Here is a 23,481-nt window from a genome sequence, read left to right on the forward strand (position 1 = left end):
TAATTCACTCTCAAGTTGAACAATGTTCTTCTCAAATTTTGGTTGGATGACTAGAAATTTCATACGAACCCCCATATATTCCAAATTAACACATTATTAATATTTCAACAGACTTAAGAAAATTCCTTTGTTTATTCAACTAATCTCCCTCTATGGAGAATCGCTTTCCTCTTAAATACGCTTGTTTTCTTAGATTTTGAACGTTTTTCTTCCGCGAAAGACAATCAGCACATGGAACAAAGTTGTAGAAAGTCTAAAATATGGGGTGAGGAAAGCGCAAAAATACACCCACCCAGACCACTCGTTTTAAAAAGTGGAGATTCTGGAAATATATGATCGCACCTTTGGATCTCCACATGGCTCATGGCGGTCAACCCTCCCATGTCTCACAGAGTCTTCGCTCCCACATTCCTTCATTCAACCTGTCCATGAGGTGGAGGTCGGATATGCTGCCCGACAGGATCTTCGTCCGTATGTTAGTTCTGTTCCGACTCGTCCGTGCTTCAATTGTCTGTTCCTTTTAATTTGTTCGACTTCTATGAAAACATTGAATCTAAGCTGCTAATGACACTTCCGTGAATCGGGGGATATCCTGTAACATCTTTTCTTCACAAAACCTATGCCCCTTTTTAAGGACACCAAAGAGAACTCGAATCAGCTTATTGCATAGCGCAATGAGCGACTGCATTTTTTTCAAGGGATTATCTGGCCGTTTGGTGTAGTACTGATGTAATGCCTTGAATGCTCGGTTCTTAGCCACCAGTGGCATTATGACGCGAAATAGCAGTGCTCGTAGCCGCTTACGACCGCGCTTGGTGATCTTTGTCTGTCCCTTGTGTTTACCGGACGTGTTTTCTTTTAAGTTCAAACCCGCTAGCTTTATGATTTGATTAGGATGCCGGTAACGCTCAATGTTGCCAACTTCAGCCAGGAATCCAGCTATGCTGTCCCGACCAATACCTTTAATGGCCATTATTTGCTTTACATGAGGGATTTGCTCTAAGAGCTCATCCAGCTTTTCTTCAAGCTCTTCAAACTTACTTTCAAGCAACTCGTACTGTGTTAACAGCAGCTTAAGTTCGAGCTTTGCTAATTCTGTACCTTCTCGGATGCCAACAGAACGGCTTGCAGCTGCTTTCAAACACCTCATACGTTCCATGCCGAGACCTCGCTTAGCCACCTCTCTAAGATGCTTTAACAAAGCCTCCTCTGACTGAGTAGCCAACTCATGTGGCAACAAACAAAGGCTAAGCATTTGGCGTGCAGACTTGCATTCCCAATCTTTAAACACTGTGAGGAACTCTGGAAAGTACCGATCCAACCAATTATGAACCCGGCCTTGCACCACTCGCAGATCAGTCGACAGATGATCGCGAATTTTCATCGCTTCCCTTAGTTCGGCATATTTGCCGTGGAGAAGATTAGGAATGGCGTATCTCCCATCTTTGACAAGCTGTGCGATGACTTTGGCATCTTTAATGTCGTTCTTGGTCGGTGAATTGTCGTCTAATTCTTTGCTTTTCTTCACGTGTAGCGGATTAACCACGCCACATAATACTTGTTGTTCTCCCAGGTAATACGCGAGGTTCAACCAGTAATGGCCGGTGGGTTCCATGCCAACAATGGCGTCCACGAACCCTTGCTCCGTCGCAATATTCCGGAACCATCTCACAAACAATTCAAAGCCTTCTCGGTTATTCTCAAACGTAATCGGCCTCCCGAGCTCGACTCCGCGGTAGTCTTGGGCCCTTGCCACATGTTTGAATTTTGCGATGTCGACTCCGATAATTAAAGTAGAAGAAGTAATTTGATTAATTCTTTCATTTTGAGTAGAATGCATGTTGTAGTCTCCTTGACTTTGTTTTTGGATCCGACGCTGGCCAGCATCTGGGATCCATATACATCATACCAAGGAGTCTTTTTATTTCTCAAACCTCGTATTTCTTCATAATAGGAATGCTGCCCTTTACTTCAATAAACAAAAAAGGATCTGCCGCCAAGCAAATCCTAAACTATAATTCTGCGTTAGTTGAACAAGTATCTAGCTTATTGCACAGGTAACCAAATTTCCATCTCATATTCAGCAGTTTCTTCTTTTCGGAACATACTAGTTTTTACGATTTCAATTTCAGGCATTCCTACTTTTATTTTATACCCTTCCTTGTCAAATACCTTCCATAGCTCCCCATAGGTATTCGGAATTTCATTAGAAGGACCAATATGTTTGAATACAACATATTTTTGTTTGGGAAAAGTAAGAAAAGTCATTCCTTTTTCAACTGTATCGTAATCAACAGCCTCAATCTCAATTCCACAAGTATAAAAGTAATGGTTACTTCTTGGGGGAGGCAAACTCCTACAACTTTATCTGCATTGTTTTCAGAAATAAACTTATACGATTTTGCCCATAATCCTGGAATTGGATAATCTATATCATCACTCCATTTTCCTGACGCACTATAACCTACTATATAAGTTGAACTAAAGGGATTCATTTCCAAACCGTCGAATTAAAGATATACAACCTGAAAGTGACGGTGAAACAATGGAAAAGACACCAGCATGGATTGAAATAGAAGTCTTGATGAAAAAAGAGAAGGATCGGCTATGTTCGAGCGGTACCAAGCCATGTTTTCACCGTTTTTTCGCTGACATGTTGATTTAATTTTTATATGGATAACCAAGTCTATCAGCACGTGTTGAGATAGTGTCTTGTCAAGTGGTGTAAAAGGGGAAAACGCCAAAGTATAGAAAAGATATGAAAAAACAACATAGTATTCCACTGTGGCAAAGGCTATATTCGCTTGGGCATTGGCGCATATAGCCTTTGGTTGTCAGGGGTCTATCTGGTGTTAAAATGTCAAACCCAAGTATATGGCGAGTTCCGTCATTGTTTACTGCTATTGCCACAACAAATGCCATGTTATGAGCTCGGCCGCCCTCACGTACCTTGGGAAATGTCGCGTCCAACCAAATGTACGGATACTCTCCGATTAGTGGACGGTTACGAAAAGCTTCAACGTCTTCATCAAGTTCATTACAGAGACGTGACACTGCACAATGCAAATTCATTCTTCCTTTGTGTTAGGATATCGTCAACCATTAGGGAGATCAACCGAAACACATTTCACTTGAGTAATTCCGTTTAACCCTGCGACTTGAGTCCCGCTCCGATTCCATATTGTGTTCTAACCAGAATATCGACTATAGGCCGCTGTAGTTATTCCTTTAAATAATGTGAACTGGTTTCATACAGGAATTGTCAGTGTGATCGAAGTTCCTTCCCCGACCGCAGATTCGATGATCACTTCGGACCGATCGCCGTAATGCAGCTTCAGACGCTCCATCACATTTGCCAGGCCGATTCCGGACATTCTGCCGGAAGGCTTCGCGGTATCGGTTTCGTCTACCACGGTCATTTTGCCCATAATCGCAGCGATTTTCTCCGCAGTTATTCCATCTCCGTTATCGGCCACTGTAATTCTAAGACCGTTCAAGCGGCGCTCCGTCCGTACGGTAATGAGCCCTTCTCCCCTGCGCGCCAAGCCGTGAAAGATCGAATTTTCCACCAAGGGCTGCAGTATCATTTTGGGAACCAGATGCGCCTCATGCGCTTCGGGTACCTCATCCTCAAAAACAATGCCCGAGCCGTACCGCATCTGCTGTATTTGCATATACGCCTTCAATGTGCCTAGCTCATGCTGCAGCGGGACAAAATCGTTCTTACGGTCGATGCTGTAGCTCAGGATAAGTATGAGCGAGCGGACGGTTTCCTCGATTTGCTCCCCTTTGTTCTGTCTGGACAGGCTGGAGATGCACGTTAAGGTGTTATATAGAAAATGCGGCCGAATTTGGTTCAGCAGAAACCGAAGTTCGATGTCCTTCTTCTTCTGCTCGGTTTTTTCAATATCCTCTACAAGGAGCTGGATTCGCTTCAGCATCGTCTGAAAGCTGTATGCCAGATGGCCGATCTCATCGTTCCGTACAGCCAAGTCGGAATTGGAAGTCAGCCGTCCGTCCTTGATCCGGTCCATCTGCTTTGCCAGCTTGCGAATCGGCAGTGTCACGTGACGGCTGATGACGAGTACGCAGGCAAAGAGAAGAAAGTACCACAGCAGGCCAAGCTTCAGAATACGCGAGGTAAGTCCCTGCACACTCTGCTGAAAAATTTCCTCTTTCGTCAAAGAAACGAAATACCAGCCAAGCCGGTTGCGGTTACTCTTCGTCGCCATGATCGTACCTTTCGGACTCTGTACATCATGGATTCCGTTTGGCATCTCAATCAGGTGCTGCAGCAGCTCTGATGAGGGCGGCTGATCGGGGGCGAAGGGCGGGGAGTCGACGGTCAACAGCATGTCCCCGTCATAAGCAACCACGTCGTTGTACGTATTGAACAGCACATAGCTTTGATTCTGGTCGTACAGGAAGCGGCCCAGCTCCTGGGTCAGCTGAAGCTTGTTAATCTCCGCCGCAATCGTCAACTTGTCGTTGCCCAGCGCATCCTTCATGGATAAGACGAACGAAATCGTTTGCCCCGTGGAGAGCGGCGAATAGTAGGGGCGGCTCCAGGAAATGACGCCTGGATTTTCTCGCGCAATTTTGAACAGCTGCATAATTTCCGGATGTCCGACGACGTCAAACAGTACGGGACTGCTGGAATAAATACGGCCATCCTGAGTGGACACGAAAATATGATTGATGAGGCCCTGGTTATTCTGCATGTAATTACGCAGCGCCTCTTCAATCTCGGGTGCATCCGAGGGCTTGGAGAAGACGGGATGCTGCGAAACGCTGAGCAGAATATTGCGGATATTTTGCAGGTACAGGTCCAAATATTGACCGGTTCGCTCGATATATAAGTTTTGGTCGTTCGATTTTTGCGCGATCAGCGCGTCCTTGGAACTGCTCGTTACCGTGTACAGCAGTCCGAAGAGCACCAGCACGGTAGGGATCGTCAGCAGAAACATCAACTTGGCAAAAATGCCGAAGCGAATTTGCGGTATAAGGTTCATGAGCTGCGGAACTCCCTTGGCGATTTACCGAAATGCTTGCAAAATATTTCCGTGAAGTAGCGGTAGTTAGGAATTCCGATCCGCTCGGAGACCTCATAAACTTTTAGCGTGCTGTTTTTGAGCAGCTCCGCCGCCTGCTCCAGCTTGATCCGTTTGACGTAGTCCTGAAAATATTCCCCGGTTTCCCTTCGAAACAGCGCGCCAAAGTAATTGACGCTGAGGCCCGACTGAGCAGCGGCGTCAGTCAAGTTGATTGTTTCTGTCATATGCTGCGCAACATATTCAATGGCCAAGCTGACCTCCAGACGGTAAGTTTTTTCCGGCTTGGTAGACTGGGTGGCGGGGGGAGCGATGGATTTGCGCGCCTTGTGCAGAGCATCCAACAGCTCCTGGTCGCGGTACACTCCCTTGACCAAATAATCCGTAGCGCCGAGCAGCAGCGCCTCACGGACGTAGTCGAATTCTCTATGGCAGGTCAGTAAAATAACCGGAAGCGCCAGATTGCGCTCCTGCAGCGTTCTCATTAAGCTGATGCCGTCCATGACCGGCATCATAATATCGGTGATCAGGATGTCGGGAGCGCTGCTTTCGATCAGCTCAAGTGCCTCCAGACCATGTCTTGCCTCGCCAGCAAGTCGGTATCCGTGCTCTGCCCACGGAAAGAATCGCATGCTCTCGCGAATCGGTATTTCATCGTCGACGATCAGTACTTTCGGATCAGCCATGTTGATCCTCCCCTCGCAATCAGGTTGCTTACTTTCAGTATAACAGGATTATCTGTTGCCCGAATATCCGAAAATCAGCGATATTGTCAGGAAATCAACGATCTATGACGACAGGCGCGGAGATCATTGATTATCTGACAATATCGTCGTCTCACTGTATATTCAGCTTGTGACGGTTGCGTATAAAATACGAAATAACGGCACACAAAAAAATGCTTGGGGGGAACCTGAATGACGAAAGAATTGCGCGGGGTGTGGAGGTATCGCACATTGTATTTGATGCTTCTGCCGGGACTCGTATATTATGCGATTTACCGCTACGGGCCGATGTGGGGCTCGGTCATCGCTTTTAAAGATTTCAACATTATGGACGGAATCTGGGAAAGCCCGTGGGCCGATCCGTGGTATAAGCACTTTGCTTATTTTTACAACTCGCCTTATTTCGAGCAAATTTTGATCAATACTTTTCTGATCAGCGTTTACAAGATCATCTGGGGCGTGCCGCCGGGGATTATACTGGCACTGCTGCTTTATGAGGTGCGAAACGCCCGATTCAAAAAGTGGATTCAGACAATCAGTTACCTACCCCATTTTTTATCATGGGTCATTATTTATGGCATCGTCTTCGCCTTCCTGTCGGAAACGAGCGGAATTGTCAGTAGGTGGATCAAGGAATATATCGGCCATTCGATCCCGTTCCTGCAATCGACGGACTGGTTCCGTACGATTCTGGTCAGCTCGGAGGTATGGCAAACCGCCGGCTGGAGCGCGATCATTTACCTCGCTGCACTCACAGGAGTCGATCCGACGCTGTATGAGGCGGCGCGCTGCGACGGTGCAGGACGGCTTCGCATGCTGTGGCACATTTCACTGCCAGGAATCCGCAATGTTATCGTCCTGCTACTGATTCTGAAGCTGGGACATATTCTCGACGCCGGATTTGACCAAATTTATATCATGTACAATGTGCATGTATACGCAGTGGCCGACATTATCGACACTTGGGTGTTCCGGGTCGGCTTGGAGCAGCTTAATTTTAGCTTAGGTGCCGCTGTTGGGTTGTTTAAATCGCTCATCGGTCTTGCGCTTGTCATTTCCGCCAACCGGATCGCCAGAAAGTGGGGTGAAGGCGTATGGTAATGTCCACGAAAGAGAAGGTGTTTCTGTGGTTTAACTATTTGCTGTTGTCGTTGTTTGCACTGAGTATCGTCTTCCCGCTGCTGTACGTGGTCTCGGTTTCCGTAACTCCTTACAGCGAGCTGGTCAAGCATGGCGGGTTCGTCGTCATTCCGAGTGAGGTGACATTCGACGCTTACCGGATCTTTTTATCCGATTCGCTTATTCCAAGCGCTTACAAGGTGACGGTTTTCATTACGGTGGTCGGTACAGCGGTTAATCTGGTGCTGACCTCATTCATGGCGTATCCGCTCAGTAAAAAGTTCCTGCCGGGGCGCAACATGCTGTTGTTCCTTGTCGTCTTCACCTTTTTGTTCAACGGAGGCATCATTCCGACTTACTTGATCGTGAAAAGCACCGGACTCATTAACTCGCTCTGGTCGATGATTATTCCGCTTGCCGTAACTTCGTATAATTTGTTAATTATGAAAACCTTTTTTGAAAATTTACCTGAAAGCTTGTACGAGGCAGCGCGAATAGACGGGGCGGGCGAGCTACGGATTTTCGTCCAGCTGGTGCTTCCACTATCGATGCCGATTATGGCGACGATCGGATTATTTTATGCCGTTAACCATTGGAATGAGTTTTTCCAGGCGATCATGTACATCAACGATAACTCGAAAAAACCGCTGCAGGTTGTGCTAAGAGGGATATTATCCAGCGCGATGAATCCCGACCAGCAGGCGGCGCTTGAGCAGACACTGCCGAGCGAGTCGCTGCAGATGGCGGCCGTCATCCTGACGGCGCTGCCGATCCTCGTCGTTTACCCTTTCGTCCAAAAATATTTTACACAAGGCGCTCTTCTTGGATCTGTTAAGGGTTAACATAATTCATATATGAAAAGGTGGTAGTCGTATGAAAAAGGGTATGGTCAGATCGCTTTCCATTTTGACATTAGTATCGGTTGCAATAACCGGATGTTCCTCCGGCGCTCCAGCCGCAAACAAGGCTGCGGAGCCTGCGAAGAAAGCAGACGCACCGGCTGCGGGAGCTGCCGCTCCTGCTTCCAAAGGACCGGTGAAGGTAAGCGTGTTCGTATCCGGCTCCGGGGTTCCGACACCGGATAAGGATCCAATCCTGCAAGAGCTGAATAAGGTTCTGAATATGGATTTGGAATTTAACGTTGCAACCAGCGATTATACACAGCAGCTCAATGTCAAGGTCGCCGGCGGCACACCGCCCGATATTTTCGAAGTAGCCAAAATCCAGCTGGAGGAGCTGTCCAAGCAAGGGCTGTTACTCGATCTGGCTCCATATATCGACAAAATGCCTAATGTGAAGAAGACGTTCACCGCAGAAGATTTGACGAAGGGTAAAGTGAACGGCAAGCAGTATTCCCTGCTCAAACGTGGTCTTCAGCAGCAGAACGCGCTTTGGGTGCGCAAGGACTGGCTCGACAAGCTGGGCCTGAAGGAGCCTAAGACGCTCGACGAACTCAAGGAGATGCTGGTGGCATTTACGGAGAAGGATCCGGACGGCAACGGCAAGAAGGATACCTTCGGTCTTACCGGTACGGGCGATTTCACGTCACTTAATGCGTTCAGCCCTATCTTTGCCGCATTTGGAGTGCCCGTTCCCGGCAACTTCACGATCGATAACGGCAAGGTGAATTATTCGACGACCGATCCCCGGACAACAGAGGCGATTAAATATATTGTCGAGCTGATTAAACTAGGCGTTGTTGATCCCGAGCTGATGGCCAATAAAGGGCTGAAAGACCAGCAAAAAGCATTCCAAGGCCAGGCTGGCGCCATTTACCGTGCATGGGGAGAGCTTGCGAAGGACAACTATGTGGCCGACTACAAAAAGATCAATCCGAACGCGGATTGGCAGCCGGTTGGCGCTTTGACCGGACCGGGCGGTACATTTAGCGGATTTTATGACCAAGGCAACGTATTTGGACGCATCGCTCTTCCGAAGAGCTTGGAGAAGAAGCCTGAAGTACTGAACAAAGTATTGGAGTATCTGGACTATATTACTGAGCCGGGTAAAGGCCAAACCTTGGTTAACTACGGGATAGAGGGCAAGCATTACGAAATGGTGAACGGCCAAATGAAGCTGCTGCCGGCAATTTCAGAAACCGCTTATGCGTTCCAGGTGCAGCTAACCGGACGTACGGAGGGTCCGTATTTGAAAACGAAATTCCCGAATCAGGCGAAATATATCGATTTTGCATACAATCTGCCTGTGCTGAAGACTTACAACGGCTTGATTCCGAATCCGCCCGGTGTTGTCGTAGATGACAAGAACCGTTTTGAGCAGGAAGAGGTCATCAAGTTTATGTATGGAAAGCGTCCGATTGCCGAGTACGTTCAGTTCGTGGACACGATGAACAAGACGTATCAGCTGCCGCTTTACCTGCAAGAAGCCGACAAAGCGCTTAAGGCCTTGGGTTATTTGAAGTAATCATCGTTCACTGATATGAAGGAGGGGACTTACATGCTCATCTTGGAAAAAGCAAGGGAAATTCCGGTATTCCACGAGGCGGATGTGTGCGTGCTCGGAGGCAGCTGTACAGGGGTGTTCGCCGCTGTACGGGCGGCCCGGCTCGGCGCCAAGGTAGTCATCATCGAGAAGCAAAATGCGTTCGGTGGTGTTGCAACGTCGGGTCTTGTTAACGTTTGGCATACGATCTACGATACGGTGTTCCAACGCCAAATTATCGCAGGCATGACGACCGAGACGATCGAGCGTTTGCACCGCAGAGATGCGGTCGACGAGGAGCAGCGCAGCCATTCAGTCGGCTACGTGCTGAACACGGAGGAGCTGAAGATCGAGCTGGATGAGCTAATCTTGGAGGCTGGAGTGAAGACGTATCTGCACACGATGTTCGTTGCACCTCATGTGGTGGACGAGGAACTGAAAGGTGTCATTGTCGAGAACAAGTCAGGGCGCGGCGCTATTATGGCGAAATATTTCATCGATGCGACGGGTGATGGCGACTTATGTGCAAGGCTGGGTGTCGAGCACCGATTGTCCTCCTACTTCCAGCCGTCGACGATGTGCGCGAAGATTGGCGGATGGGGATCGCACGGTGATATCCAGAACGCGGTTACAGGCTCGGATCAGCTGAAGGGAATCGATCTGCAAAAGGCGCGGCTTCAGTTTAAGGATGAATTCCAGCTACCTGAGGGCTTTGGCTGGGGACGTCATGTGCCAGGCAGCAGAGATGTATATATGTATGCCGGCACACGCGTCTACCATAAAAACAGTGCTGATGGCGAAGATCTGACCTACAGTGAGATTGAAGGACGTCGGCAGGTGCGTTCGATCATGGACTTGGTCCGCAAGTACGGGCCGGACAACAACCTGTCATTGGTATCGCTGCCCTCGTATATCGGAACGCGGGAAACGCGCCACATCAACTGCGCCTACCGTCTGACGGGTGAGGATGTGCTGTATGGGCGCCGGTTCGACGATGCGATCGCCAACGGTAGCTATCGTGTCGATGTGCATCACCAGGAGAAGCCGGGTCTTACGTTCAAGTATTTGGACGGTGAGCAGGTGTACATTCGTCCGGGTTATCCGCATGAAGTCAGCCGCTGGAGAGAGCCAATGGAGAAGGATCCGACGTTCTACCAAATTCCGTACCGCAGCTTGCTACCGGAAGGACCGTACAGAAATGTGATCGTAGCAGGCAGAATGCTGGATGCCGATGAGGAAGCGTTCGGCGGCGTGCGCGTCATGGTTAACATGAACCAAACCGGCGAAGCCGCCGGAGTGGCCGCTTATCTGGCACTTTCGCAAAGCAAGAACTTCCACGAGCTGGATACCGCAGAAATCCGCTCCACGCTGGTACAGGGCGGCTCGCTCATTATTTGATGCACAGACCAATCGTATAGGCAAACTTGACCTGATTCAAATCTTTGAATTTTCGTACCTTATTTCTCAATCGTTGTGATTATTTACTCCCTATAAAGAAAAAAGTCCCGATGAAGTCTATGCTCATCGGGACTCAGCGGTTCCACACATTTTTTACTGGTTCCACAGTTTTTTAACCGGTTCCAGACTACAATTCAGCTAGATGCTTAGCATCTTCCGCGTCCATTTTTACTTTTCTCAGCTTTGATTTTCTTGCTCGCTGGGGGATCAAAGGATTCAAAATAATGATCTTATACGCTTGCTTTTGAAGAGCAGCTACAAGCCCTAAATGATAATGTCCTGTCGATTCCAATACAATAGCTGGCCTTCTCTCCGTTAAGGACTCTACTTCCTCAAGCCTTGAAATGAGGCTCTGAATACCATCAAAGGTATGCAAGAAACGAAACGACTTTCCCAAGGATTTGTTGCGTTCAAGGAAAATAAAGCCTTCACTTTCTCCTTTTGATACATCAATACCAACAACAGGATTCATAATGCCCTCCTCAAATAAATATGACCGATACCCACTAACCATTGCACTGTCATAGCTTCGCGTGTTATACGAGATCAATGTCTCAACCAGCCCAATCATGGTTTGTGCAATAGCAGGTGAACAGTTTGTGTAACGGGCTATGAGCCCACCTATTTTATCGTTCTCACAGGCTAATGCTAATTTTAACGCAAAAAATGAGGTTAGCCAGATTTAGCTGGTTAACCTCATAATACGAAGTATTTACAGACTCTAATATTCTTCAGATTATCCCGCTGAGGAAATTTAGTCGTTACATATAATCTTCACCTGCAACAAATAAAGAAACCATGAATTCTGTGGCTACTACAACATCACCCTCTGCAACAGTTGCGTCTGCACCTGTAACCATTCAACCGGCATCGCCACTGTCCATGGCCCCCTCAACAGACAAAAAGCTGGTCGATGCGCATGTGACAAGAGTCATTGATGGTGACACATTTGAGGTCAGTATCAATGGTAAGAAAGAGACGGTTCGAATGATTCTGGTCGATACACCCGAGACTAAAAAACCGAATACACCTATTCAACCTTTCGGTGAAGAAGCATCGGCCTTCACTAAAGCAACCCTTGAAGGAAAAGATGTAAAACTTGAACGTGATGTTTCAGAGCGGGATAAGTATAAACGGCTACTTTATTATGTTTATCTGGGTGACAAAATGTTTAATGAGATTCTTCTCGAAAAAGGGCTTGCCCGTGTGGCCACATTCCCCCCTGACGTGAAATATGTAGATCAATTCAGAGCCATTCAAAAAATAGCTCAGGAAGCTAAACTGGGTATCTGGAGCCTTGAAAACTATGCTACTGATAAAGGTTTCGATGATAGCAAATCTAAGAAAGATGCTGCTGATAAGCCCAAAGAATTTGAGACCCACAAGCCTACTTCAGCAGTAGAACCTAAAGAAACTCCTGCTGCTAGCAGTGTTCATTACAACAACTGCACGGAAGTAAAAAAAGCAGGCAAAGCCCCTCTTCACCGCGGTGATCCAGGGTATAGCAGCAAGCTCGACAGAGACAATGACGGAATTGCTTGTGAGTAGCTATCAAATTCTGCTGGAAGGTTGTGTAATATGAATGTACTTAAAGGTCAGAAAGTCGATGTTAAAAATGCTTACTATTTGTTTCTTAAGGCGTTAGAAGCATCTAAAAGATTGGCAATTGCAAAATTGACCCTTCGTTCAAATACTAAATTGTGTGTATTAAAGCCGATTAATGGTAATTGTTTGCAGTTGGCAACGATGCATTACATTAATGAAATACGACCATCTGAAAATGTTCCAAACCTGTCTACCAATATTTCAGTTGATCCAACTCAATTAAAATTAGCCTTACAGATCGTAAAAAATATGACGGGTAGTTCAGACTTAGCCTCTTATACCAATCCTGAGCAAGAGCGACTATCAGCTACCATACAGTCAAAGATTGCCGGCCAACTTATCGTTTCAAATCCAGTTCAAGAAACACATGTTGTGGTTGATCTTCTAGAAGCACTTCAGGAAAGTATAAAATTAAATAAAGGCAAGGGAAAGATTTCATCAAGCAAGGAAGGCAAACGAAGTGCACGTAAAGAAAAGTTAGGATAGGTTCAATATACTACCATAACAAATAGCCAAATGCCAACATTAAAAAGTATCTCTTGGCTATAGCGTTCAGCTCAAAGACTATCAAATTTTTGTGTAAATTCTTTTACTCCCATACTTTCAATTAAAAATTTACATTATCGTTCGACAGTGTAAAACCGGCTAACAGACAATAGCGGGTTTATACATAAGTTAGAAGCTATATTATCCTGAGTAAGCTCATCTCCACCTGCCACTAAATCATTACTTGTTAATACAGAAAGAAGTACTTCTAAAGGATCAATGCTTGTCCATTGACTTGCACCATATGGAGGCTCCTTGGTATGGTCGAGAAGAGCATACAGCACGCTTAGCGCCTATGATGGGGTTGGTAACTTATCTGTCTATATCCATCGAGATTACCGCGGCCGCGGGGATGGCAAGGAGCTCCTACAGTAATTAGAAACCATAGCACATAGCTTCTACAGACTTGTTCTGTTTACTTTTCTATTCAATGCTCTCGGGAAGTGGGAACACCTAAGAACCAAAGAATCCTAGATGAAATCATGTGGATGTGAAGATTATGGAGAAGCTGCTCTAAGATTAATGATCATCAGAAGTGTCTAACTGATACTACCTTATATTTGAGATCCGCATCGTTCATTGACAACCGATTGCGCTATCCTGCCCTTTCGTTGAGTGGCTTTACAACTCCAAGGTCATATTTTAAAAAAGGGCTTCAGTTAGTTTTTGTTCTGTAAGGTGAACTAAGGTTACTCCTAACGCTTCGTTTACATAATGAGTTATTTAGCGGAAAGGTCATCAATCGCTTGAACAGCTAGTTCCAACGCTTTAATTCTTCTTTCTAAAAGCGTTCTTTGGGGACTATTAGCCTTTGACTTAACGTAACTGTTTTCAATTGATGGAAATAAACCAGTAATAACATTGCGAGCTTCTGCTAAATCTTCCTGTGTGTAATGATGGGGTTTTTGATTCCAAACGCTTTCTAGCGTGGCTAAGCCGATATAAATAGCTTTGAGTCGTTTCTTTACTAGGGTAGTATTTGTTCCATTTTGAGTCATCTGGGACAAGGCATTCTCGAGTTTACTGATTGTCGATTGTAATGATTTTATCGATTCCAATTTATCTAACTCTGTTATTTGTTTAATTACAATATCGTCTTTGTTCACCGCTACGAATCCTCCTCTAACCCTACTTTTTTCACTCGCAACACTATACCACATATCGGAATAACCTGCCTGTTAGTTTAGCAAGTTACAGGTCAGTCTACTGCTTGTCGGCAATCGGACAATGTTCTTGTCACGAATCGGGAATCGGATCAAGTTCTTGTCATTGACAAATGACAAGAACTTGATCCGATAACTAAAAAAGCCCTCGGTTTACGCGGACTTCATTCGGACAATGTTCTTGTCAACCGAAAGGTGGTGGTGGTGGAGGAGTATACGATTTCATTTTACCAAGTGCATGTTTTGCTGCCCTAGTTATAAACGGACACTTGTATTTAAAGGGCTCTGTGGTTTTCAGGTTTGAAATAGCATTCAATTAGAGTACCATCACCTGGAGCCACACTATAATTAAATGCCATTTGCGGGAAACTGCATTCAACCGTTTGATTTATTTGATGCCAGTTAGGTACTCTGACTTCGCTAACCCCTTTACCTGCTTGCTGTAGCCATTGTTCGAAAAAGTTGAAGCAGAAGTTCACTGTAATTTTGTCAATTATCCAGTACAGCTGATTTATTCGATTTTGCGTTATGGGTTCTGTTTTAGAATGGTGCAAGAACCTACTTTTTAAGTAAGATATTTTTTCACTGATTATCTGAGCAGCAACTCTACCTTCTTCTATGTCGTCACCCCAAGGGAGTGAATAGAATCTCGTTGATTTTAAAATAGTTGTTCTCCAAAATACATATGCGTATGCGTAAGGGCAAATTGGTGGGAATTCTTTACCTTCAGCTTTCAACAACCCTTGTAGAGCGCTGATGCAGTAGCGATGCTCTTTTAGCATCTTCTTTCTTATATGACGTTCAACAGCTTTAAAAACCGCTTTATTTCGATGGTTCAGTTCTTCTAGTATTTGTTTTGGATCACCCTGCTCTTCATTCGGTTTAGTTGTTTTTCTCCATGAGTGCGAAAATGAAAATACTGTAGGTTGACCTTCAACAGTCAGAAGACTAATTGACGTGTGCTGAGGCAAGAAAAGCCATTGTGACTGCGTATTTGACTTCGTAGAGTGCGATAGCCATGCCGTTACAGTTGGATCCTGAATATCATCAATCGGTTCAATCCACACATTCTTCCATTCCGGACTGAAACAGCTTGTTAATAGATATCCTCAAATGCAAGTGAAAGGATTACTCAGTCCCTTATCACTAATGAGAAAAGGAATGCGTCCACCACATTTCGGACAACAATCGAGAAGTATAGTTTCGTGAAATGGACATCTTTTAATTAATACAAATTGATGAAACCAACTGTGGTACCCATGGGATAAACAATCGTGACACCAATGTAGGTGCTCTGGGAACCATGTATTCCATCGTTCACGAAAATAATTCAGCGGCTCAAATAGGGTAACAACTGATGATTGTTTGCAATCCCCAACTAAATCGGATTCAAACACCTTATTTAGCAAGGCTGCGTTAAATCCGCTTAACTGTATTAACCTCCCTCCTGCTATCTCCGATATTGGGATTTTTAATTCTTTTAACGTCATCATTTCCAAAAAAACGTAGTATATCATTTCTTTCAAGGCGATTTGCAAAAGCCAACTTTTCAAAAATGGACCAAGGCGTTTCATACGCCTTGATCCATTCCTTCCTCCAAACAAAGTTCATACTCAGCCTCCTTGTGCCACTGCCATGTATATTTCAGATTCGACATAGCCAGAGGAACGAATTGCTTCTCGCCATTGGTTTTTGTTTATCCAATCGCCTTGGTCACCGTGTACTCCATTTTTCTTCAGCGCATTTTCGACCGTAAAGGCAAAATATTCCATCGGAATTTCAAAATCGGTTGATAACCCGTACTCCTTTCTAACATCTGTAAAAATCTGATACAGATTCTTGGCTTCCTTTGCAAGCCGTTCCCCTCGGTGGAATGCATCAGGAAAGATTTACTTGAACGTTATGTTCATGCATCGTTTTAGGAGAGCTGTAGGCTTCGCCGCTGTGAGCCATTCCAACTAAAATTCCAGCTAATTGGACACACAGTTTCATAATGGACCTCGTTGATCGCCACTAAACTCATCGTCATCATGAAGATAAAACGTCGGAGGCGTGAACGCCCGCGTTTGCTAAACTTCATCTGCCCGGTCCATTTGCCTGAACTTGCTATAGTTCTCCGTTTAGTGTAACAGGTTATTTCTTCTTATATTCTATAGCTGTCCCTATTCCGACTCCTATCGCAATACCGACCCCAATTCCTAAACTCAGGTTATCAAACAACAGACCGAAAGCTGCTCCCACTGTAAGTCCTAAAGCAATTCCACTTCCCAATGCTTTCTTTGGTCTTTTACCATTATCCATGCCCATCCCCCCTCCATCGATACACTCGACTGGTGTGTACATGTTCTTCTAATACGGAATTGCAAGCTTGTCAAAGTCGTAATTCGTCAGCGACTTGACCATTTCGACGTACCCCTTGTGTTCTGACGATCACTATATTATTGGTGCTTAAAGGTTCAATCTATTTTAATCGCGACTTGTTAGGCAGTCTCATCCAACGTAATTTAGCCTTATATGAAATTCGTGTTCCTCAGACCCGAGATTTGCCGCCGACTTTCTTCAGATTCGACCTCGGGGGCGACACCCTTGTCTTAAGCGAATGGCTACTACTGCCTTCACCATTCGGAACTTGTAACCTCCATAGTTTAGTATAATTGCCCATTCTATAGATGTCTTAGTTTATCTGGATTTGCTACGGAATAAATCGTCTGGATCTGATTATTTTTAAAAGCAAATGAATATACATATTGAATACCTTCACTAAAGTTAATGTGAATCCCCGGCAGCCCATTCACGGATAGGAAAATGTAACTGAATTTTCCCTCGTACATTTTCAGCAGGTTCTGATGTAATTTGATGACTTGATCGATGCCGATAATAGGAATCTGCGCCGCTCTGACTTTGCCTCCCCCATCCGAATAGAACACCACGTTTTCACTTATCAGTTCAAGCAGCTTATTTGTATTTCCTTGCATGAGTGAGTTTACGAAATCCTTGACTTTCTCTTCCGCAACCGAGATCGACGGGGTCGGATCCGGTTCGAAGTGGATGCTTTTCTGGGCGCGATGGAAGATTTGACGGCAATTCGCACTGTTTTTTCCGATCATTTCGGCAATTTCGTCATATGAATAGTGAAAAATCTCGCGGAGAAGAAATACGGCTCTTTCCACCGCGTTAAGCTGTTGAAGGAGCAGAAGATAAGCCGTGGAAATAGATTCTCGTTGCAAATAAGCATCGGAGGGATCGGATTCCAGGACCCCTTGTTCAATCAGGGGCTCCGGTAACCAGGGTCCAACGTACATTTCCCGTTTTTTGGCTGATGAACGTAAAAGGTCAAGACACCGATTCGTTACGATTTTGTATAGATACGCTCTTTCATTTTGAATCGCATTAGCATTGGGCAATTGATCATAGCTCAGAAAGGCTTCTTGTACAATGTCTTCCGCATCCATGACACTTCCCAACATTCGATAAGCTAACGAAAAAAGAGGGGTTTTATAGGCTTTATACAATGTCTCTAAGCTCACGAAAGTATCCTCTCTCCTTACTCTCTTGCGAGAGTATATGTTGTACGGCTCTTTTGGCGCTTGCTGTCGCAGCATCGACCAATAATTCACCATGTGTTACCCATTCTCCTGCCACATATAAACCCGTAATTTCCGGGACAGCGGGCCCTGGGTTCTCTTGACGTTTCGTATGCATAAAATCATAGCTAACCGTAATCTTCGGAAGGTATTGACTGACAATCAATTCATCCTTCCAACCCGGTTGAACCAAATCTAGGGTTTTTTCCAGCACTTGTAATTCCTTATCTGATTCCTCCCCATTTCCTTGATACTTAATAACGGATATGACTTGAGCCCCATCTTCACTTAGATAAGCCGCACGCGACTGGTTGGAGAGAAAGACCGTTTGATCAATTCCATAAACAAATTGTTGTTTCGGTTTTGGCAGACGTCGCAAAGCTACATCTAAACAAGCAGCCGTGATTTCAATCGCTTGTTCTTTCCAAATGTGAAGAGCGGTTGCTTCAGCACGGGGAACCAGTTGGCAAGTGATCGCAGGCGGAGATGTGACGATAATATTTTTCGCCTGTATTTTCGTTCCGTCTTCACAAACGACCTGTTGCACTATTCCGTTGTGATGATCAATAGAAACAACCTTGCTCTTCTTTAAAAATGTTACCCCATGGTCCGTTGCTTTTTTCTCTAATTCATCGACCGTTGCGCCCCAGCCTCGATCCAGATACAACACACCTTTAAGCGAATTTTGAAGTTGTTTTAATACAGGACCAGCAGCTTGTAAATCAGGTGCTACCACATAACTTGCCGTACGCAGTAAAGAGTAGAATAAATTCCGCACCATGAGATCATATAAATTTCCTTCGACCCATTCACGGAGACAGATTTGATCATATCGGTGGGTATCCAGTTTTCCTAATTTCGTGAGCCAGGAGGCAAGCTCCATTTTACCCTTCCAAGTTAAGAGAGGAGTGGTGAACAGGGATTTAAATCCCATAGGCATAGTAAGTAATTTCCCTTTCCATATTCCATACCCATTGATCGAAGGTTGATTTCCTTGCAAACTCAGTCCCAATTCACGGAACGTTGCAAGAGCATCTCCATGATATAAGGCATGCCCGCCTAAATTAAAGTAAGCTCCCTTTTTCTTATTGGAAATGGCTCGACCTCCTAAGCGATCCTGTTTTTCAATCACAATCGTTTGTTTTCCCGCTTTTGCTGCATAGATTGCAGCCGTTAACCCTGCTATTCCTCCACCCACAACTGCTACTTCATATTTTAGCATCGGAATCATCCCTTTCGATTTTGTACCCGTATGACGGGGAAGGGAGGCGGAATGTGACACAATTAAAAAAGAAATTGTTGAAGAAGCGAAAAACAATACCACCCAAATTTGGAATAAAAGAAAATAATCCTTGCTATTCAAGGCTTCTCGGGTATGTGAGTATGGTGCGATCAAAAGAACTTGAACCTAAGAGATAGCGCCAATCTAGGCGCACGTAATAAAAATCCTGTCTTTTATTCGATTTATTCCGGGCGGGGATTTAAAGCGGTTGTGTTGCAAAAATATAAAAACTACGTGTGCCCACGCTATATTGGTTTGACTATGTTGCCAATCCAAATAGTACATGAATCAGTTCAACTGTTGAAAGGACAGACGAATGATGAGTACATTCGGTCTATCCTTTTCTGATCATATGCATGGCCTTGATTCCCATTAATGTCTGATCAGCAGTCCGGAACGATTTGAAACCATGCATGGGACTGGTAATTTCTTTATAAACCGGTGATCTTGCTCTACCATCTTGTTGAGGTACTTGGTTTGTCTGATAAAGGCTGGTTTAAGCTTCTCCAATCTATCCCTGGTATAGGAGAAAAAATTTCTGCAACGATTGTCTCCGAAATCGGTGAGATCGATCGGTTTAATCACCCAAAAAGCTAGTTGCATTCGCTGGAGTAGACCCTAGCGTATATGCGTCTGATAAAAAGAAAACGACAGATGAAATAATCCCACGCAATAAAAGATTAAGAGAATTTTACGATAAGAAACGACACGAAGGCAAACCCTTTAGAGTAGCCGTCATCGCTTGTTTTAACAAACTTTTACATTGTATTATGCGCTACTAAAAAGCAAAACAGATTTCCAAGATGCGGATCTAAAGCTACAACCAACTAAATAAACAATAAATTTCCAAATAAAAATTGGGGAAGTTTATTCGTTTAACGTAATCCTTTTTCGCTTATCATTGATACTCTATGTTCCGTCTCTTGCTTGGCCATCGTCACTACACTGCCATAAATCGTATCAAACCTAACAGGGCATAGCCGAATAAAACCGTGCCAGCACCAATACCTGTAATCGCGCTGTTCGCCACTTGGAGCTTGGGGGATACAAATACGGCAACAATCGAGACGGCAACCATAAGCGCTGCCAGAATCCATAAGCTGGGATCATCAAAAACGTATTTCATGCTAATAAAATGAATGCCGACAATAAAAGCGATCCAGGGGGCGATATAAGCTTTGCGCTTCGATCTGATCAGCACAAAAGCACCAGCGCCAGCCAAAACAAATTCTGCATAAAACGAAATCAAATAATCTCGGAAGGCGGATGCCTCCATCAAAACGGATGGCGCCTCCCAGTTCGTCACGCTTAAATAGACACCCATTAAGCATACTAAAAGCGCAATACCGGATGCTATGCCAATATATAATCGCCAGCTGGGCCTGGGACTTTCTTGTGCCCAGCCGAACCAAATAAAACTAAACATGCCAAATACGGATGCATACATGGCGTAATCCCTAACGTATTCCATTAACCGACCTCCGTTTCGTTAGTTAGTAGTGAAATCCTCTTCTATACATCAAAAAACCGAGCTGATTGCTAAGTTGGCCTGTTTGTTTTATTGATTTATAGTTATCCGTTTGCTCAATCGGCCAATTTCAAAAAAATGTTTTTACAGTAATACAAACACATTCCAAACACTGTGGTCAAATCAATACTGGAGGAGGTCGACTAGCGATCGTTTTTACTGTTTACCGAGTTTCTGCAGAACTACATCCTGTTGTATATCCTCTTTAATTGCACTTCTTCCTGTAATGAAAAAAACAATATGCCACCTTACTGGTGTTGCATAAAATCTGTCGCCGCTCATCTTTCGTCAGCGGAAGTGAGAGGCGACAGGATGATCCGATAAAGACAAAGGTCTTTCCAAGTGCCATATACCCCTTGATAGCAAGGAAGCCATCTTCGGATAACCCTGGTGTTGTAAGCACATCTACGCCTATGGTAACTATGGATACTTCATCGAATCTTGATTGGAGAACATCACACAAATCCGATTTCGTAAGAACAACAATCAGTGTTGCTTCACTGTCCCATTCAATCGACAAATACCGCTCAAGTCTACGCAAATTAAAATCGTTATTGAGTGCCATACAGATAAAGACGGTATCGATGTTTCGGAATAGGGTCTGTTACAACGTACCCCGTCAGGAAGACGCTCCTTGACCGGTTTCTGCCTTGCGCAAATACGCCCCTGTTATGGAATGCTCGGCAGCAGCAAGCTGGACTGGAGTGCCTTCGAATACAATTCGGCCACCCCGGTGGCCACCCTCGGGACCTATGTCAATAATCCAATCCGCGCTCTTAATCACATCCAGGTTGTGCTCGATGACCACCACCGAGTTGCCCCCGTCGACCAAGCGGTTCATAATGTCCATCAGACGAGAGATATCGGACATATGCAGTCCGGTTGTCGGCTCGTCCATTACATAAAGACTGCTTTCCTTGTGAAGTTCCTCGGCCAGTTTGATGCGTTGGCATTCCCCGCCCGACAAGGTGCTCAGAGGCTGCCCCAGCGTTACGTATCCGAGTCCCACATCCTCAAGCGTCTGCATTTGACGGAGCAGTTCCTTCCCGCTGAAGAACGCCGAAGCTTCCCGGACCGTCATAGCGAGGACGTCGCTGATGGATTTTCCGTTCAGTTTATACTGCAGCACTTCATCGCTGAACCGCTTGCCCGCGCATATTTCACATGTCATCCTTATTGGCTCGAGAAAGGCCAAATCCGTGTAGATCATCCCGAGACCCTGACAGTTGGAACAGGCTCCCTTGGAGTTGAAGCTGAACAATGATGGGCTCACCTTGTTGACGGCTGCGAACAGCCGCCGGATCTCATCCATCATCCCCGTATAAGTGGCCGTATTGGAGCGGATGGATGTGCCCACGGCCGACTGGTCGATGACAATTGCTTCCGGATGCGACTGCAGGAATGCTCCGTTAATCAACGTACTTTTACCTGAGCCGGCTACTCCCGTTACCACGGTCAGCACACCGACGGGTATATCGACGGTCACATCCTTCAGATTGTGCAGTCTAGCGCCGGCTACGGTCATCCAACCCTTGGGCACCCTAGTTGAAGTTTTCAAGGGCAGACTTTGCTTCAAGTACCGTCCTGTCAAGGTATCTGCTCGGAGCAAGCCCGCAAAGTCGCCTTCGTAGACGATTTCTCCGCCGTGGGTTCCCGCATGAGGTCCGACATCGATGATGTAATCGGCGATCTCCATGACTTCGCGGTCATGTTCGACGACAAGTACGGTATTCCCTTTGTCTCGGAGCTGGCATAGCATGCCGTTCAGACGATGGACATCCCGCGGATGCAGTCCGACGCTCGGTTCATCGAAAATGTAGATCATGTCGGTAAGACTGCTGCTCAGATGCCGGATCATCTTGATGCGCTGCGACTCCCCGCCCGACAAGGTTGCGGTTTGACGGTTCAGACTCAGATACTCCAGCCCAATAGAGACCAGATGGTTCAACCGGATCAGAATCCCACCAATCATCGGACCGGCAACGGGATCCCGAATGGCTTCAATCATACGTATTAGCTCGCCAATCTCCATCGCTGCGCATTGGGCAATGTTGTATCCGTTAATCCTGCAGCTCAAGGCCACTTGATTAAGCCGGCTTCCCCCGCAAAGGCTACACTCGCTATAGGATAGAAAGCAGTCAATGGTTTCGCGTTTGGCATCTGACATCTCACTGCTGTCCCGTTTTAAATACAGGCGGGTGAGCTTGGGCAGCAGACCTTCATAATCCGATTCAATATCGCCGCCTTTGGTGCGGTATACGATCTTGCTTTCTTTGCCGTGGAGGAGGGTATCCCATTCTGCCGGCGTATAGTCGGCGAGCCGCTTGTCGTTGTCGAACAAGCCGGAATGAGTATACGTATTCAAGTACCAACTTCCTACTTTAAATACGGGGAACAGGATTGCGCCTTCATTCAGCGATTTGGACCTGTCAAGCAGCTTGTCCACATCGAACTGCACCACCTGTCCGACTCCGGAGCATTCCAGGCACATGCCGGCCGGGTCGTTAAATGAGAAAACATGCGAATTGCCGGCAAAAGGTTTACCGATTCTGGAGAACAGCAGCCGGAGCATCGCATAAATATCCGTGATCGTACCGACCGTCGAACGGGAGTTGCCACCGAGCCTTTTCTGATCGATCACTACCGCTGTAGACAAGTTCTCGATGAGATCGGTATCCGGCTGACTAAACCGGGGCAGCCGATTGCGGATGAATGCGGAAAACGTCTCGTTAAGCTGCCGCTGAGCTTCGGCGCTGATGGTGTCGAAGACCAGAGAAGATTTGCCCGAGCCCGAGACACCGGTGAAGATCGTGATTTTTCTCTTCGGGATGCGGACATTCACGTTTTTCAGATTATTCTCGCGTGCTCCTTTAATTACGATATCATAGACGTTCATAGACTCCACCTCCGATTTCTATTTTCTAAGTTTTCACAATATAACTGAAGAATCATGACAAGAGGTGTTATGATTAGACGAA

At 45.7% G+C, this 23,481-nt stretch carries 19 protein-coding genes and 5 pseudogenes; 7 read left to right on the plus strand and 17 right to left on the minus strand.

Features of this window, described 5'->3' with window-relative positions; all coding sequences use genetic code 11:
* Positions 1–553: 553 nt before the first annotated feature.
* The 5 genes and pseudogenes from OB236_RS10335 to OB236_RS10355 all read right to left on the minus strand — a co-directional run bounded on the left by OB236_RS10335 (position 554) and on the right by OB236_RS10355 (position 5,737).
* Positions 554–1,840, minus strand: coding sequence for an IS110 family RNA-guided transposase (locus OB236_RS10335; protein WP_262683926.1), 1,287 nt, complete (start codon positions 1,838–1,840; stop codon positions 554–556).
* 206 nt (positions 1,841–2,046) lie between these two features.
* Positions 2,047–2,352 carry a GyrI-like domain-containing protein gene (locus tag OB236_RS10340; protein ID WP_262683927.1) on the minus strand — a complete coding sequence of 102 codons (306 nt, stop codon included), beginning with the start codon at positions 2,350–2,352 and terminating at the stop codon, positions 2,047–2,049.
* Between the two features lie 504 nt (positions 2,353–2,856).
* Positions 2,857–3,054, minus strand: a pseudogene (locus tag OB236_RS10345) (transposase); the annotation flags it as partial.
* Positions 3,055–3,248: 194 nt separating this feature from the next.
* The gene (locus OB236_RS10350) at positions 3,249–5,012 is read right to left on the minus strand and encodes a cache domain-containing sensor histidine kinase (RefSeq protein ID WP_262683928.1); all 1,764 of its coding nucleotides are present in this window, start codon (positions 5,010–5,012) and stop codon (positions 3,249–3,251) included.
* Positions 5,009–5,737 (minus strand): response regulator transcription factor, encoded by a 729-nt coding sequence (locus tag OB236_RS10355; protein WP_262683930.1) that lies wholly within the window; start codon positions 5,735–5,737, stop codon positions 5,009–5,011. Before OB236_RS10355 ends, OB236_RS10350 begins: the two co-directional genes overlap by 4 nt.
* Before the next feature lie 231 nt (positions 5,738–5,968).
* On the opposite strand from OB236_RS10355, the gene OB236_RS10360 reads away from it, so the two are divergent.
* From OB236_RS10360 to OB236_RS10375, 4 genes are read left to right on the plus strand one after another with little or no spacing between them, the layout of a single operon-like run.
* Positions 5,969–6,877 (plus strand): ABC transporter permease, encoded by a 909-nt coding sequence (locus OB236_RS10360; protein ID WP_262683931.1) that lies wholly within the window; start codon positions 5,969–5,971, stop codon positions 6,875–6,877.
* Entirely contained in the window at positions 6,871–7,737 is an 867-nt protein-coding gene (locus OB236_RS10365; protein WP_262683932.1) for a carbohydrate ABC transporter permease, read from the plus strand. Before OB236_RS10360 ends, OB236_RS10365 begins: the two co-directional genes overlap by 7 nt.
* 31 nt (positions 7,738–7,768) lie before the next feature.
* Positions 7,769–9,319 carry an extracellular solute-binding protein gene (locus OB236_RS10370; protein ID WP_262683933.1) on the plus strand — a complete coding sequence of 517 codons (1,551 nt, stop codon included), beginning with the start codon at positions 7,769–7,771 and terminating at the stop codon, positions 9,317–9,319.
* Positions 9,320–9,352: 33 nt separating this feature from the next.
* Positions 9,353–10,735 (plus strand): FAD-dependent oxidoreductase, encoded by a 1,383-nt coding sequence (locus OB236_RS10375; protein ID WP_262683934.1) that lies wholly within the window; start codon positions 9,353–9,355, stop codon positions 10,733–10,735.
* A 187-nt stretch (positions 10,736–10,922) separates the two neighbouring features.
* Here the strand turns inward: OB236_RS10375 and OB236_RS10380 are convergent, their stop codons facing one another.
* Positions 10,923–11,267 carry an IS110 family transposase gene (locus OB236_RS10380; RefSeq protein ID WP_262683935.1) on the minus strand — a complete coding sequence of 115 codons (345 nt, stop codon included), beginning with the start codon at positions 11,265–11,267 and terminating at the stop codon, positions 10,923–10,925.
* A 335-nt stretch (positions 11,268–11,602) separates the two neighbouring features.
* On the opposite strand from OB236_RS10380, the gene OB236_RS10385 reads away from it, so the two are divergent.
* Both OB236_RS10385 and OB236_RS10390 read left to right on the plus strand, forming a co-directional pair.
* Positions 11,603–12,343 (plus strand): thermonuclease family protein, encoded by a 741-nt coding sequence (locus OB236_RS10385; RefSeq protein WP_262683936.1) that lies wholly within the window; start codon positions 11,603–11,605, stop codon positions 12,341–12,343.
* 30 nt (positions 12,344–12,373) lie between these two features.
* Positions 12,374–12,886, plus strand: a complete 513-nt coding sequence (locus OB236_RS10390; protein WP_262683937.1) for a Ku protein — start codon at positions 12,374–12,376, stop codon at positions 12,884–12,886.
* A 779-nt stretch (positions 12,887–13,665) separates the two neighbouring features.
* Here the strand turns inward: OB236_RS10390 and OB236_RS10395 are convergent.
* From OB236_RS10395 to OB236_RS10430, 8 genes and pseudogenes are all read right to left on the minus strand, one after another.
* Positions 13,666–14,031 (minus strand): hypothetical protein, encoded by a 366-nt coding sequence (locus OB236_RS10395; protein WP_262683978.1) that lies wholly within the window; start codon positions 14,029–14,031, stop codon positions 13,666–13,668.
* 353 nt (positions 14,032–14,384) lie between these two features.
* A complete protein-coding gene (locus OB236_RS10400) occupies positions 14,385–15,176 on the minus strand; it encodes a hypothetical protein (protein WP_262683938.1) in 792 nt (263 codons plus the stop codon).
* Positions 15,177–15,525: 349 nt separating this feature from the next.
* Positions 15,526–15,720 (minus strand): hypothetical protein, encoded by a 195-nt coding sequence (locus OB236_RS10405; RefSeq protein WP_262683939.1) that lies wholly within the window; start codon positions 15,718–15,720, stop codon positions 15,526–15,528.
* Positions 15,721–15,987: 267 nt separating this feature from the next.
* Positions 15,988–16,216, minus strand: a pseudogene (locus tag OB236_RS10410) (transposase); the annotation flags it as partial.
* Between the two features lie 26 nt (positions 16,217–16,242).
* A complete protein-coding gene (locus OB236_RS10415) occupies positions 16,243–16,410 on the minus strand; it encodes a DUF3482 domain-containing protein (RefSeq protein ID WP_262683940.1) in 168 nt (55 codons plus the stop codon).
* 362 nt (positions 16,411–16,772) lie between these two features.
* Complete coding sequence (sigJ, locus tag OB236_RS10420; RefSeq protein ID WP_262683941.1) at positions 16,773–17,636, minus strand: RNA polymerase sigma factor SigJ; 864 nt, start codon at positions 17,634–17,636, stop codon at positions 16,773–16,775.
* On the minus strand, positions 17,614–18,915 hold the full coding sequence (locus tag OB236_RS10425) for a phytoene desaturase family protein (RefSeq protein ID WP_262683942.1): 1,302 nt from the start codon (positions 18,913–18,915) through the stop codon (positions 17,614–17,616). Before OB236_RS10425 ends, sigJ begins: the two co-directional genes overlap by 23 nt.
* 394 nt (positions 18,916–19,309) lie before the next feature.
* Positions 19,310–19,461 (minus strand): annotated as a pseudogene (locus tag OB236_RS10430) (DDE-type integrase/transposase/recombinase); the annotation flags it as partial.
* Between the two features lie 9 nt (positions 19,462–19,470).
* On the opposite strand from OB236_RS10430, the pseudogene OB236_RS10435 reads away from it, so the two are divergent.
* Positions 19,471–19,810: pseudogene (locus tag OB236_RS10435) on the plus strand (transposase); the annotation flags it as partial.
* A 105-nt stretch (positions 19,811–19,915) separates the two neighbouring features.
* Here the strand turns inward: OB236_RS10435 and OB236_RS10440 are convergent.
* The 3 genes and pseudogenes from OB236_RS10440 to OB236_RS10450 all read right to left on the minus strand — a co-directional run bounded on the left by OB236_RS10440 (position 19,916) and on the right by OB236_RS10450 (position 23,399).
* On the minus strand, positions 19,916–20,446 hold the full coding sequence (locus tag OB236_RS10440) for a hypothetical protein (protein ID WP_262683943.1): 531 nt from the start codon (positions 20,444–20,446) through the stop codon (positions 19,916–19,918).
* Between the two features lie 262 nt (positions 20,447–20,708).
* Positions 20,709–21,092 (minus strand): annotated as a pseudogene (rsgA, locus tag OB236_RS10445) (GTPase RsgA); the annotation flags it as partial.
* Between the two features lie 30 nt (positions 21,093–21,122).
* Positions 21,123–23,399, minus strand: coding sequence for an excinuclease ABC subunit UvrA (locus tag OB236_RS10450; RefSeq protein WP_262683944.1), 2,277 nt, complete (start codon positions 23,397–23,399; stop codon positions 21,123–21,125).
* Positions 23,400–23,481: the final 82 nt, after the last annotated feature.

The organism is Paenibacillus baimaensis (genome assembly GCF_025567575.1).